This is a genomic window from bacterium, assembly GCA_041649255.1.
In the GTDB taxonomy this organism is placed as follows: Bacteria; Hydrothermota; UBA3073; order JACQXS01; family JAQTXJ01; genus JAQTXJ01.
Genome location: JBAZNK010000013.1, coordinates 103,302 through 116,134 on the forward strand (window position 1 = coordinate 103,302; position 12,833 = coordinate 116,134).

General features: G+C 36.2%; 13 protein-coding genes and 2 tRNA genes. 8 read left to right on the top strand and 7 right to left on the bottom strand.

Translation table 11 applies throughout. From position 1 onward, the window contains the following. The first annotated feature begins 5 nt into the window (after window positions 1-5). Genes WC614_09855 through WC614_09865 form a run of 3 tightly spaced genes read left to right on the top strand, consistent with a single transcriptional unit; the run spans window position 6 to window position 4,110 of the window. Complete coding sequence (locus WC614_09855) at window positions 6-1,496, top strand: glycosyltransferase family 39 protein (GenBank protein MFA5033313.1); 1,491 nt, start codon at window positions 6-8, stop codon at window positions 1,494-1,496. Next, a complete protein-coding gene (locus WC614_09860) occupies window positions 1,497-2,627 on the top strand; it encodes a glycosyltransferase (GenBank protein ID MFA5033314.1) in 1,131 nt (376 codons plus the stop codon). Then, window positions 2,596-4,110, top strand: coding sequence for a hypothetical protein (locus tag WC614_09865; GenBank protein ID MFA5033315.1), 1,515 nt, complete (start codon window positions 2,596-2,598; stop codon window positions 4,108-4,110). The genes WC614_09860 and WC614_09865 overlap by 32 nt, the downstream gene beginning before the upstream one ends. Here the strand turns inward: WC614_09865 and rplA are convergent. From rplA to WC614_09900, 7 genes are all read right to left on the bottom strand, one after another. Continuing rightward, window positions 4,107-4,793 carry a 50S ribosomal protein L1 gene (gene rplA, locus WC614_09870; GenBank protein MFA5033316.1) on the bottom strand — a complete coding sequence of 229 codons (687 nt, stop codon included), beginning with the start codon at window positions 4,791-4,793 and terminating at the stop codon, window positions 4,107-4,109. The genes WC614_09865 and rplA overlap by 4 nt on opposite strands. Beyond that, window positions 4,790-5,218 carry a 50S ribosomal protein L11 gene (rplK, locus tag WC614_09875; protein ID MFA5033317.1) on the bottom strand — a complete coding sequence of 143 codons (429 nt, stop codon included), beginning with the start codon at window positions 5,216-5,218 and terminating at the stop codon, window positions 4,790-4,792. The genes rplA and rplK overlap by 4 nt, the downstream gene beginning before the upstream one ends. Before the next feature lie 4 nt (window positions 5,219-5,222). Then, window positions 5,223-5,744: a transcription termination/antitermination protein NusG gene (gene nusG, locus WC614_09880; protein MFA5033318.1), complete on the bottom strand. Its 522-nt coding sequence runs from the start codon at window positions 5,742-5,744 to the stop codon at window positions 5,223-5,225. After that, window positions 5,741-5,923, bottom strand: a complete 183-nt coding sequence (secE, locus tag WC614_09885) for a preprotein translocase subunit SecE (GenBank protein MFA5033319.1) — start codon at window positions 5,921-5,923, stop codon at window positions 5,741-5,743. The genes nusG and secE overlap by 4 nt, the downstream gene beginning before the upstream one ends. A gap of 134 nt (window positions 5,924-6,057) precedes the next feature. Then, window positions 6,058-7,071 carry a GNAT family N-acetyltransferase gene (locus tag WC614_09890; GenBank protein MFA5033320.1) on the bottom strand — a complete coding sequence of 338 codons (1,014 nt, stop codon included), beginning with the start codon at window positions 7,069-7,071 and terminating at the stop codon, window positions 6,058-6,060. A gap of 30 nt (window positions 7,072-7,101) precedes the next feature. Then, window positions 7,102-7,174, bottom strand: a tRNA-Gly gene (locus WC614_09895). Between the two features lie 6 nt (window positions 7,175-7,180). Continuing rightward, window positions 7,181-7,262: transfer RNA gene (locus WC614_09900), tRNA-Tyr, on the bottom strand. A gap of 206 nt (window positions 7,263-7,468) precedes the next feature. Between WC614_09900 and WC614_09905 the strand changes: the two genes are divergently transcribed. The 5 genes from WC614_09905 to WC614_09925 form a co-directional block, all read left to right on the top strand. Next, on the top strand, window positions 7,469-8,539 hold the full coding sequence (locus tag WC614_09905; protein ID MFA5033321.1) for a peptidoglycan DD-metalloendopeptidase family protein: 1,071 nt from the start codon (window positions 7,469-7,471) through the stop codon (window positions 8,537-8,539). Beyond that, window positions 8,536-9,480, top strand: coding sequence for a DNA polymerase III subunit delta' (holB, locus tag WC614_09910; GenBank protein ID MFA5033322.1), 945 nt, complete (start codon window positions 8,536-8,538; stop codon window positions 9,478-9,480). The genes WC614_09905 and holB overlap by 4 nt, the downstream gene beginning before the upstream one ends. An 18-nt stretch (window positions 9,481-9,498) precedes the next feature. Next, a complete protein-coding gene (ricT, locus tag WC614_09915) occupies window positions 9,499-10,245 on the top strand; it encodes a regulatory iron-sulfur-containing complex subunit RicT (GenBank protein MFA5033323.1) in 747 nt (248 codons plus the stop codon). Beyond that, window positions 10,242-12,230: a methionine--tRNA ligase gene (gene metG / locus WC614_09920; GenBank protein ID MFA5033324.1), complete on the top strand. Its 1,989-nt coding sequence runs from the start codon at window positions 10,242-10,244 to the stop codon at window positions 12,228-12,230. The genes ricT and metG overlap by 4 nt, the downstream gene beginning before the upstream one ends. Before the next feature lie 12 nt (window positions 12,231-12,242). Next, window positions 12,243-12,833: DUF4424 family protein (locus tag WC614_09925; protein ID MFA5033325.1), on the top strand; the 591-nt coding region annotated here is incomplete at its 3' end.

Sequence of the window (12,833 nt, forward strand, 5' to 3'; positions counted from 1 at the left end):
GAATAATGCTTATTTCAAAAATAAAAAATTACCTTATACTGGGGTTAATCGCTTTTGGAATATTTTACTTTTTTAAACCACCTTTTATTGGCGACTGGGATGAATTTGTATATGTGTATGATAACATTATATATCATAAATTTACTACACTTTGCAGTGGAAGAATAGGCTATTTCTGGATTTGTATGCCAATCTGGGATTTTTTCCATTTTTTAAAGGTGCCTGTAAGCGAAGCATGGCGTGTAATAAGTGGAATTTCATTGTTAGGGGGTGCCGGACTTATACTTGTTTTCTATAAATTCTGTAAGGACTTAATCAATGAAAAAATAGCTTTTCTTTCCTCTTTGTTTCTCATTTTTTCTCCGGCCGTTATAATCTATTCCGGAGCTTGTATGTCTGACATTCCTGCCACTTTTTTCTTATATGCAGGGTTAATGTTTTATTATATCTCTATTAAAAAAGAAAAATGGTATTTATACTTACTTTCCGGGGTTATTGCCGGGTTTGCAGTCCAAATGAGAGAGCAGACTTTGTTTTTTATTCCTTTGTTTCTCTATCTTTCTTTTGTTGATGGGAAAAATAACAAAAGGTTAAAAGGAATACTCTTATTTTTTACAACATATATCATATTCGCCTTAATTGGACATTTAATATTTCCAGAATTATATCTAACTTATATTAGTGAGAGATTACCCACATTTTATGGTAATAGTTCAATAAAATTTCTAATAAAAAAAATAACGAGCATGGGATATCAATTAAATATTTACTATACGATAATACCTCTTTTATTAGCCGTATTAGAATTTTTAATTACTATTTTTAAGGAAAAAAATCATAGAAAAGTATGGCTGATTGTCTTTTGGTTAATTATTCCTATTTTACCGTTAATACCAATACAGCTTTATCCTGTACGATACTATATATTTGTTTTCCCAGCACTTGCTTATTTGTCTGCATCTGCAATTGCAAGACTGTCTTTTAACTGGAAGATTATTTTAGTAATTACTCTAATTATAAACATATCAGGATTTGGATTTATACAGAAAAAATCTTCCAATCTTACCGATCTTGCATATCGCAATCCTCCTAATGGAATTACTCATTTTGTCCATTTGCTAAAAACCCGTAATAAAGAGCTTCGTTACGAGAAGGAATATGGAAAAGCTTTATACGAGGATTTTGCTGAAAATTCTGTTTTTCTAACAGGAAGCTATATTTTTCTGACATCTTTATATTACCAACAAACCGGGCTACGATCGGATTGGATTATAATTTTTCCGTGGATGAGTAATAATGAAATCATTACAAAGACAAAATACTATTTACAACTAAATCGCCCGGTTTTTATAGACACAGAGCTTGTAAAATTAGCCTTAAATGAGAGTAATTATGACTTTTTGAACAAATTCGAAGATAACTTTTCTCTTAAAAAACTTATCTTCAAAAACAGAAAAGAAATAAACACCATTTTTCAGGTATTTCTTAAAAAATAAATGCGAATATGTATAATTTCTCGTACTTTTCCACCGACTATATGTGGAGTTGGAGATTATTCCTACTGGCTAGCTAATACATTAGAATCATTGAACAATGAAATTACCGTTATAACAACAAATAAAACCGACGACGAAAAAATAAATGTTGTTTCCATAGGTGAAAACTGGAACATTTTAAAACTGCATAGGATATTAAGCATTATTCGTTCAGTAAATCCAGATTTTGTAATAATTCAATATGTATGTCAGCTATATGGAACGGCCGGTATTATTCCCAATATTGTTTTATTAGTTTTTCTCCTAAAACTCAAATTCAAATCAATTACACTCGTGATTACATTCCATGAATTATGGATTCCATTAACTTTCAAAGATTTTATATTAGGCGTTATTCAAAGATTAGAAGCAGGTTTTATTGTTTTAATGGCCGATACAAGCATTATAACAACAAACACGAGAGAACAGGCACTAAAAAAGTTATTTTCACGAGCAAAAATATATAAAATTCCTGTTGGTTCAAATATTCCAAGCAAAGGAAAATTGTCTTTATCGCTTCACTATTTGAAGAAAGATTTTACTTTGGGTACTTTTGGAAGATTGCATCCGGAAAGAGATTTAATTACAATCATAAGAGCTATAAAAATAATAACGGCTCGCAAATATAATGTTACTCTAAAAATTATAGGAAAAATAGACCAGGGGATAATTTATACTACATTATTGAGAGAAATAAAAGACTTGGGAATAGAAAAAAACATAATATGGACGGATAGTTGTAGTGCTGAAGAAATAGAAAAGCATATTACGAATTCAGATATCTACCTATCTCCAGAAATCGATGGAGCATCGGGAAGGAGAGGAGCACTAATGGCTGCACTTTCTCTTGGAGTGCCTATAATCGCATACGGGGGGAAAGACACTGAAAAAATATTCGAGAATGGAGAAAATATCATTCTAATCCCCCCAAGAAACCCAGATATTCTCGCTCAAAGAATAATAGAACTTGCAAATGATGAAAAAAGACGTATTATTCTAGGAGAAAGAGCACTTGACACTTTCCAAAAATATTTTAGTTGGGAAATAATAGGCAGGAATTATGAAGAGATTTTTCAATCTTTTTTCAAGTAAATTTGATTTATCTGATAGTAAAAAACAGCATCGTTCTATTTTGTTAGATTTTTCTAAAGAAACTCTACAAAAATGGGGATTCATATTTATAGTTATAATTAGTGTATTTTTTGTTTCCAACGGAATAATAAAAGGGAATATACGTTTACTTACCATAGTTTCTTTATTGTTTATTCTCGGCGTATGTTGTTTAAAAATAGAGTCCGGAGTAATAGGGATTCTTATATTTTTACCATTTATGGGAATACTTCGGCGTTATATTTATTACTTTAATCCTTATGTTACATTAGACCCCATTCTTATAATCTCAAGTATTCTTACTTTGTTTATGTTCGGTTATATTTTTGTATTTTATGGGGAAGAGATACTAAATTATTCTAATGAAAGTAAACTATTTAAATATGTTATATATCTTCTTATTTTATTTGTATTAGAAGCTTTCAACCCTTTTCAAGGGGGATTAGCCGTAGGCTTTAGTGGTATTATGTATATAGTTGTCCCCTTTTTATGGTTTTATTTTGGATTTTTTTTCCCAACAAATAAAATGGCAACTTTATTTTATATAATATCTATAATTGGCATCATAACATCTATCTATGGCTTACATCAAATATACTATGGGCTTTTACCTTTTGAAAAATACTGGATGGAATACGGCGGGTTTGGCTCTATAAAAATAAAAGGATTTTTAAAAGCATTTTCTACTTTTATGAGTCCACAAGAATTTGCCAATTACCTTTTGATTGCAAGTGCAATTTCCTTTATGTATCTTTTTAAAAAGATAGCTTTATATCCAATATGGATAATTGGCTTTATTGTTTTGATGTATGGGGTTTTTATGACCTCTACACGAAGCGCTATTTTTTATTTCTTTGCTCTTGTAAGTTTTTTTATTTCCCTCAAACTCAAAAGTTTTTCCAAAGCAATTATTGCAAATATAATTATTGTTTTAATATTAGTCGTAGGATTGCCGAAAATAAAACTTTCATCCGGCACTGTCAAAACAGCAAAGGAAGCTAATATGGAGCATCTAGCTAGTGGAGTAAAAGATCCTTTTGACGAAGAATCTACTTTTTGGCGTCGGGTAGATATGGCCCGTTGGACATTTAACGAAATGTTTTCGACACCGTTTGGACGTGGAATAGGAGCAATAACTCTAGGAAGTGGAAAATTTGGTGGGCAAGTAGTTGGAGGAATGGAATTATTTCAACTTGCCATCATAGGTGCTTGCGGAATTCCCGGACTTATACTTGGACTTATTATTATTTATTGGCTGATAAAAAATTCTATTTTTCTTATAAAAAAGGATTCCGATACTTATTTAATTCCTTGCGTGCTTACGGTATGGCTTATTATTACGGGAGAACCGAGACTCTATTCAATAGGCCCTTTCTTTTATTTATTATTAGGATGGGTAACAAAAGAATCCATTTGGGTTCAAAGGATAGAAAAAGAAAAAAAGAGACAGAAAGAATCTTTTTAGAATTTTAAGCTTGTGATGTTCAATTTTACGCCTGGTCCCATTGTGGAAGAAATATATACAGATTTGAAATAAGTTCCTTTACTTCCCACGGGTTTCGCCCCAAAAATTGCTTTTAAAAGATGAGTAACATTTTCGTTTAGTTTTTCTTCCTCGAACGATATTTTACCTACAGTACAATGAATACACCCACCTTTATCAAGTTTAAATTCAACTTTGCCGAGTTTTATTTCTTTTACTGCTTTTGCCACATCTTCTGTTACAGTTCCAGTTTTAGGGTTTGGCATCAAACCCTTTGGACCAAGTACTTTACCAAGTTTACTAATTTTTGGCATTAAATTGGGAGTTGCCACAACAGAATCAAAATCAAACCAGCCGTCTTCTATACGTTTTAACAGTTCATCGCTCCCCACAAAATCAGCACCTGCAGACTCAGCTTCTTTTATTTTTGCCCCTTCTGCAAAAACAAGGACTCGTTTAGTTTTGCCTGTTCCATAAGGTAAAATAGCCGTTCCCCTTACGTGTTCTTTTTGGTGATCTATCCCTAATTTGATGGAAATATCTACACTCTCATCAAATTTAGTTTTTGCAAGCTCTTTTACAAGTTTAACTGCCTCAGGTATTTCATACATCTGAGGTTGTACTTTTGACTTAAGTTCTCTAAATCTTTTTGAATGTGTTATCATTCTGTTACCTCTATCCCCATACTTCTAGCTGTGCCTTCAATTATTTTTAAAGCTTCTTCGATTTTATAAACATTCAGGTCTACCATTTTCTTTTTTGCAATTTCCTCAACCTGAGCTCGCGTTACTTTCCCCACTTTATTTTTATTCGGCACACCTGACCCTTTTGCTAAGCCTGCAGCTCTCTTTAATAACATAGCTGCAGGTGGAGTCTTTAGTATGAATTCAAAACTTCTATCACTATATATTGTTATAATTACAGGAATAATATATTCCTCTTGTCCCTTAGTCTGGTTATTAAATTCGCTACAAAACTTAGGTAAATTAATTCCATGTGGACCAAGCGCAGTCCCCACTGGTGGTGCAGGTGTAGCCTTACCACCTGCAAGCTGCAATTTTGCTTTAGCTACTATTTCTTTTTTTGCCATAGTTTTACATTACCTCTACTTCAAAAAATGATATTTCCACAGGAGTTTGTCTGCCCAAAATATTGACCATAAGTTTTAGTCTTTCTCTTTCGGGATATATTTCTTCTACTACTCCAGTAAAGTCAATAAATGGCCCTGTAGAAATTTTTACTGTTTCACCTTTTATAAAAGGAACCTCTACATTTTTACCTGGTTCTGGTTTGATATATCCAAACATACGTGACACTTCTTCTTCTGATATTATCTGTGGTTGTTTTCCTTTTCCTCCAAAGCTTCTTACCCCCGGAGTCTCAGAAATTAGTTTAATCAATTCTTCTTTCGGTTCTACTTGTAAAACCAGGTAACCAGGATAAAGTTTCTTTTCCATAGTTATGGTTCCTTTTTTTGTCAATTTAGACACTTTTTTTGTCGGCATAATTATTTCTATTTCTTCATTTGGTGCCGAAGTTGTAAATCTATTACGAATAACGTCCATTACTTTTTGTTCTTGCCCCGAATACACATGTATTATAAACCATTGTTTCATCTTAAAACCTTACCTATCATATACGAAAATAAAATATCCATTGCCCCTATGATTATTGCAAGCAACATACTCACCGCGATAACTATCCATGTTGATCCCCATAGTTCTTCTTTTTTAGGCCAAGATGCCCTTGAAAGCTCAACTCTTACTTCATTAAACAGTATTTTAATCTTTCCCATTTTTTCCGAAACCAAACAGGCTCCACCAAGCCTAATACTTCAAAAATTAATAAATAATTTAGATATACACAGAACCTGTATTACAAATTTTAAATTAAAATTAAGAGTAATAGATACACTTAGTATAATATTTGTCAAGAATATTTATGAAAAGGATTATTTAAAATATTACGTAAAGCGTCAAACATCATAAATCTGGAAGATTTTTTATAATAAAACCAATGACTTTCTTCCTTTGCCCCCCAGCTTTCTTTAAATTTTTTGAGACCTTCTGCCGATACGGGAGAACCACCAAAATTGAAATATTTGTATCCATTATTGCAGCCCCATTTTATAGCATCCCACACAAGAGCATTATTGGGTCTATATTTTAAATCTGCAGTATAACTTGCACCTGCCAACCAAATTATAGTATCTTTAAAAATAAAATACATTGTAGTTGCAATGTTTTTATTGTCTTTTCGAGCAATAGTCCATCTTAGAAGCTTTTTCATAGTATAAAAGACATTATGATAAAATTCCATAGTAAATTGAAGCTTATCCTCTCCATGTTTACGAGAAGTGTCTTCAAACATTTTATAACAATCTTGTATTTCTGCTTCATTATTTACAAACTTAACGTTTACTTCATAATTTTTAGATTGTTTTATTTTCAATTTTGTAGAATTTGCAAACTGATCCCATATAGTTTTTTCGTTACCCGTAAGGGTTAATAATTGAGTTTTATATTTTAACTTTTTATATCCTGAGCTTTCTAATTGGCATTCTTCAAGTTCACCATAAAAATCCGATAATCCTAGAATACCCCAGTTTTTTTTAATTAGTTTATTGAGCTTAGCAATAAGTTCTAATTTTTGGATTTTAGAGTCTGCACTTTTAGTGTTAATTATTACTCCTCCATAATGCCCATAAGGCATAGAATAATAGTTTGTAAATCCCAATTTTTTTATTTCTATTATCGGCAATCCTGCTGAAAACTCATCATTATTTTCTGTTGCTAAAAATACAGCCTTTGTGTTAGGAAAACTTGTTTCGCACAATTTTGCCCATTCAAGTGTATTAAAAACTGAACTATTATGGGATTTGTTCAACAACTCATTCCATTTGTTAATATCCAAATTTTTACTGTCGAATATTTTTATTTTCATTCGGGTATTGGGCGAAAGGCAATGATTTAAAGCGGAGGACGGGACTCGAACCCGCAACAATCGGCTTGGAAAGCCGAGACTCTACCAATTGAGTTACCTCCGCATAATCTGGGCAGGGAAGGAGTCGAACCTTCGAAGGCTATGCCAACAGATTTACAGTCTGCCCCCTTTGGCCACTTGGGTACCTGCCCCCTACATTCAAAAAAACTCTGTTAAGCTAATCATATAAATATCGTTATGTCAAGATTAAAATAACTTCTAAACACATAAATAAATATATTTTTGATTGCTTTTTGACTCTCTACAAATAATTTCTTTCTCAAAATACAAATTTTATACCTTATCTAAAATTTTATTTGACAAAATCACTATTTTTGTAGCATAATTCAAATTAAATATGCGATTCGGAATTATTTTATTTTTTCTCCCTTTTTATTTATTCGCCTGGCCAAAAGACAATTCAAAGGAGATTCAAAAAAAACTTACTACTGCGGAAAAAGAGCACTCTGCGCTTAAGGAACAGGCTAGAAGTATTTTGAAAGAGCTTCAGCGAATAAACAAAGAAATCGCAAATTCAAGAAAAAAGATACTCTACCTTCAATACGAAGAACAAAAAATAAAAAACGAAATAGACGCATTAGACATTGCCACGGGGGAAACTCAGACTCAACTCCTTCAGAGAGAAACTCTCTTAAAAAGCAAACTGGAGCTATTATACGAAGAAAAAATTATTACTCCTGACATTACAAATTCGCCCAATTCCGAGCTTGATAATTTTTACACCTCCGAGATACTTAAAAAAGAAAAAACCACAACTAATGCTCTCTCAAACCAGGTGGACACGCTTTCTTCGAAAAGCACTCTGGCAAAAGAAAAATTCGCACAATTATCCGAAACAATGGACCAGCTTGAAAAGGAATACTCAAAAGTTTTGCAAAACCGCAACAACAAAGCTTCCATATTAAACACGGTAAAGACGAAGGAATCCGAAAAAGCAAAGCTCATAGAAGAATTAAAAAGCGCCCGCGCCAACTTAGACAAGCTGATTTCCGATAAATCCCAAAAACAAACTACCGAAAAACTAACAGACATTCTCTGGCCCGTCAAAGGTCGCATAATCTCCAAATTCGGAACAACTATCGACCCCAAGATCGGCACTCAACTTATCAATAAAGGAATAGACATTTCCGCCCCATACGGAACCGATGTAATCGCAAGCAGCAACGGCAAAGTCATACACGAAGGCACGTTTCTCGGGTACGGCAAAATAATTCTCATTGACCACGGAAACGGATTCAGCTCTTTATATGCGTACTTATCCGAAACGCTCGTAACGAAAAACGACAAAGTTTCAAAAGGTGAAATAATAGGCAGAGTCGGCTCTAGCGGATTAATAGACGAACCAACTTTACACTTCGAAATCCGCAAAGCAGGCGTAGCCATTGACCCGTTAACCACACTACCATGAGCTTTAAAAACATTACAGGACAGGAAGTAGCAAAGAAGTTGCTTCTAAACACCCTTAAAAACGGACACGTCGCGCCTAATTACCTTTTTCACGGTCCCGAAGGCGTCGGCAAAAAATCGACCGCCATAGAATTCGTCAAAGCGCTAAATTGCCGACAATTTACCGAACTTTCCGACAATTGCGATAAATGCAAAAACTGCGAATCCATATTCTTAAACAACAATCCCGACTTTGACATCATCGAACCCCCAAAAGAAGGCAGAAAAGAGCAAATCAAAACCATAAAAATCGAGCAAATCCGCAACATCCAGTCCAAATACTCTTTCCGCCCCGTATGGCTGAAATACAGGATCGCCATCATAAACAAAGCAGAATTACTGGAAGAAGAAGCTGCAAACGCTTTTCTCAAAATCCTCGAAGAACCCCCAGAATTCACCCTTTTCATACTCATCACTTCCAATATTAACGCCATTCTCCCCACCATCAAATCGAGATGCCAGTCCATCAGATTCCGAAAATTAAATACCGCAGAAATGAAAAATATATTGGACAAAAACATTTCTGATGATATTCTTGAACTTGCCAACGGGAGTATATCTCGTGCCGTCAAGCTATTGGAGCCTGATTACGCCGAGTTCAGGAATAAAATAAATAAATTCTTTTCGGCTTTAACGGAAGACAGAATAAGCTCCTTGGCGGAATTGGAAAAAATGGAACTGCAGGAAATAATAATTTACGGTCAGCATCTGTATAAAAAAGAATTGTCCAAAAGATGCGCCGATCCAGCTTCTATAAAAAACCAAAAATCCTTTATCCGCTTTCTCGATGCAATTAATACTTGCGAAAAAGCGTTTATCGCCTTAAAACAAAACGTGAATAAAAAAGTTATTCTTTTCTGGCTCGCAAAACAATTGCCAAGCTTACAAAATATCAACCGATAAATATCCAAAAGGAATAAAATGATTTATAAACTTAAAATAGGTGAAATAGAAGCGGTTTTCGCCACCGCTCCGCAAAACCTCTCGTTCGACAAAGACGAACTCGTAGTCGTTAACGCTCGCAGCGGCGATGAAATCGGCACCATACTCGAAATCCGCGAAAAAACCGATAAAAAAATCTCCGCCAAAATAATCCGCAAACTCACTCCCGAAGACCTTGATACTTACAATAAACTCCTCGAAGAAAATACGAAAACTAACGACCTTTGCAAAAGCAAAGCCATTGAATTCAACCTCCCTATCAAAGTCATCGAAACACGCATCCAGTTTGATAATCACACCCTCCACATATACTACGTTTCCGAACAAAAAGTCAACCTCAAAACGTTCTTGAAAGAAGTTTCCAACGCCTATAAAGGAAAAATAGAAGTTCATCCAATCGGCTCGCGCGAAAGCGTCCGCCAGTATAACCCCTACGGTATATGCGGTAGACAGGTCTGCTGCAGCAAATTTCTCGCCGAGTTCACCCCAATCGGTACCGATTTAATCGAACTCCAGAACCTCAGCTGCGGTAACACAAAACTCACCGGCGTCTGCGGAAGACTCATCTGCTGTCTCGCTTACGAAAAAGAATATTATAAAAAAGAAGCAATTCAAAAAGCGCAAGCCGAAAAAAAGGAGCAGGCCGATAAAGAAGAAGCCGAAAAACAAGGCATCGCGCCCAAAGAAACCAAAGAAACACCCGTCAAAAAAGAAGGTCACAGATGAAAAGAATACTCGTAACTTCAGCTCTCCCCTATGCAAACGGCCCTCTCCACATAGGCCACGTCGCCGGAGTTTACCTCCCCGCCGACATTTACGTTCGCTACCAAAAACTCCGAAATAGAGACATCATCCACATCTGCGGCACAGACGAACACGGTGTCCTCATCACCATCAAAGCAAAACAGGAACACACCACCCCGCAAGCCATCGTAGACAAATATCACACGGACATAAAATCAAGTTTCGATAACCTTGGAATAAAATTCGATAACTTCTCACGCACCTCCAAACCCATACACGAAAAGAATGTACAGGAATTCTTCCTCAACCTCTACGACAAAGGTTTCATCACACCCAAAACCGAAAAACAACTATATTGCGATAATTGCAAACAATTTTTACCAGAACGATTCGTTGAAGGCACTTGCCCGTTCTGCGGAAACGATAAAGCACGCGGCGACCAGTGCGAAGCCTGCGGTAGATGGCTCGAACCGACGATGCTTAAAGAACCAAAATGCCAGATCTGTCACAACACTCCAACCCTGAAAGAGACTAACCACTGGTTTCTCCGACTCGACCTGTTGCAGGAAAAATTCAAAACCTGGATTTCGTCAAAAACCGATTGGCGCGAAAACGTCCTCGCTCTCTCGAATAACTGGCTCAAAGAAGGTCTTGAACCTCGAGCCATCACACGTGACATAAACTGGGGCGTGCCCGTTCCTCTTCCCGAGGCGCAGGGAAAAGTCATCTACGTCTGGTTTGAAGCGCTTCTCGGATACATCTCCGCCACGAAAGAATGGGACGAAAAACGCTGGGCTGATTACTGGCTCTCCGAGGATACTCAACTCGTTCACTTTCTCGCGAAAGATAACATCGTTTTTCATGCAATCGTTTTCCCTTGTATGTTAATGGCTCACGGCGATTTCATTCTCCCTTCCGAGATTCCCGCGAACGAATTTATGAATCTCGAAGGCAAAAAAATATCCACATCGAGAAACTGGGCGGTCTGGATTCCCGAGTATCTCAAGTCTTTCGACCCCGACCCGCTCAGGTACGTCCTCACGATTAACGCCCCCGAAAAAGGCGACGTGGACTTCTCCTGGGACGATTTTATGACGAAAAACAATAACGAACTTTCCGATATTCTCGGCAATCTCATCAATAGAACGCTCGGTTTCATTAATAAATACCTTAATAATAAAATACCCGCTCCCAAAGATTACACCCTCGAAGACACTGAACTGCTAAGCCAAATCATTATCACAAAAGAAAACGTCGAAAAATTTATCGAAGGTTTCGAATTCAAACTCGCGCTGAAAGAAGTTATGGCGCTTGCAAAAGAAGGAAACAAATATTTCGATTACCAGCACCCCTGGGAACATAACGAACGCACACCCACAGTCATTTACATAAGCACCGTCCTCGTTTGCAATCTCGCCGCACTGCTCAGTCCGTTCCTGCCTTTCACCTCCGACGCCATAAATAATATGCTCGGATTCAAAGTCGACTCCTGGGATAACATCGGAAAATTCGCCGTCCCGTCGGACATAGACATCAAAGAAGTCAAAATACTTTTCAAAAAACTCGACAAAGCGCAGATGGAAAAAGAAAAATCCAAACTCGGAAAAGCGCTTGAACCCGAAACTCCCGCAGTCCCGGAAAAACCGACAATCTCTTATGATGATTTCAAAAAATTGGATATCCGTGTAGGCGAAATAAAAGAAGCCGTTCCCGTAGCGAAAAGCGAAAAACTGCTCAAGCTCAAGGTTCTCGTGGGAGACAAGGAAAAACAAATTCTTGCAGGCATCGCAAAAAGTTATTCGCCGGAATCGCTTGTCGGGAAGAAAGTCATAATCCTGGCGAATCTCGAACCGCGGAAAATGATGGGCGAAATATCCGAAGGAATGGTGCTCGCCGCGTCTGATGCAAATAATATCGTCGTCCTCACACCCGAAAAAGACGTCCCTTCAGGCTCTCCCATCAGCTAAGTTTTTGAGATTATGAAACGATTTCTGAAAATTTTACTCACTGCTCTGGTTTTGTGTTCCTCGTTATCCGCAGATGATGGACTGCTTTTTGAATCGGGACACAACGTATATCCTATAAATAGTAAAACCATTGTTATGCAAGCAGAAACAGTAAACATAAAAGTAGAAAAACCCTCAGATTCAACAAAAATATACGGTTGGGCTAAGAAAAAAATTCTCGTTGATTGTATCTTTACATTCGTAAATACAGGAGAAACAGTTAAAGGGACATTGTTAGGATTTCCCGGTCTTGAATATGGAATGCATGGTCTATCTGATTCCAAGCTTCATGATTTTAAAACATGGGTGGATGGGAAAAAAGTTGAAGTTAATATACGTGAAGAAATGATGAATGAATACGAAAATAGAAAATGGTACACGTGGAAAGTAGATTTTGCAAAAGGCGAAACAAAAACAATAAGAAATACATACTGGGTTTACCCTTCAATGTGGAGTGCCGGTACGCATCATGTTATAAGTTATATATTAGAAACAGGCGCAGGCTGGAAAGGTCCAATAGGAAAAGCAAATATAACAATTGATTTAAATAAGTGTTACAAAAAA

Excerpts from the sequence above, each read along its gene's own strand:
- holB (MFA5033322.1), top strand. The coding sequence starts at position 8,536 with ATGAGCTTTAAAAACATTACAGGACAGGAAGTAGCAAAGAAGTTGCTT.
- WC614_09890 (MFA5033320.1), bottom strand. The coding sequence starts at position 7,071 with ATGAAAATAAAAATATTCGACAGTAAAAATTTGGATATTAACAAATGG.
- WC614_09860 (MFA5033314.1), top strand. The coding sequence starts at position 1,497 with ATGCGAATATGTATAATTTCTCGTACTTTTCCACCGACTATATGTGGA.
- rplK (MFA5033317.1), bottom strand. The coding sequence starts at position 5,218 with ATGGCAAAAAAAGAAATAGTAGCTAAAGCAAAATTGCAGCTTGCAGGT.
- secE (MFA5033319.1), bottom strand. The coding sequence starts at position 5,923 with ATGGGAAAGATTAAAATACTGTTTAATGAAGTAAGAGTTGAGCTTTCA.
- nusG (MFA5033318.1), bottom strand. The coding sequence starts at position 5,744 with ATGAAACAATGGTTTATAATACATGTGTATTCGGGGCAAGAACAAAAA.
- WC614_09865 (MFA5033315.1), top strand. The coding sequence starts at position 2,596 with ATGAAGAGATTTTTCAATCTTTTTTCAAGTAAATTTGATTTATCTGAT.
- WC614_09855 (MFA5033313.1), top strand. The coding sequence starts at position 6 with ATGCTTATTTCAAAAATAAAAAATTACCTTATACTGGGGTTAATCGCT.
- ricT (MFA5033323.1), top strand. The coding sequence starts at position 9,499 with ATGATTTATAAACTTAAAATAGGTGAAATAGAAGCGGTTTTCGCCACC.
- metG (MFA5033324.1), top strand. The coding sequence starts at position 10,242 with ATGAAAAGAATACTCGTAACTTCAGCTCTCCCCTATGCAAACGGCCCT.
- WC614_09905 (MFA5033321.1), top strand. The coding sequence starts at position 7,469 with ATGCGATTCGGAATTATTTTATTTTTTCTCCCTTTTTATTTATTCGCC.
- rplA (MFA5033316.1), bottom strand. The coding sequence starts at position 4,793 with ATGATAACACATTCAAAAAGATTTAGAGAACTTAAGTCAAAAGTACAA.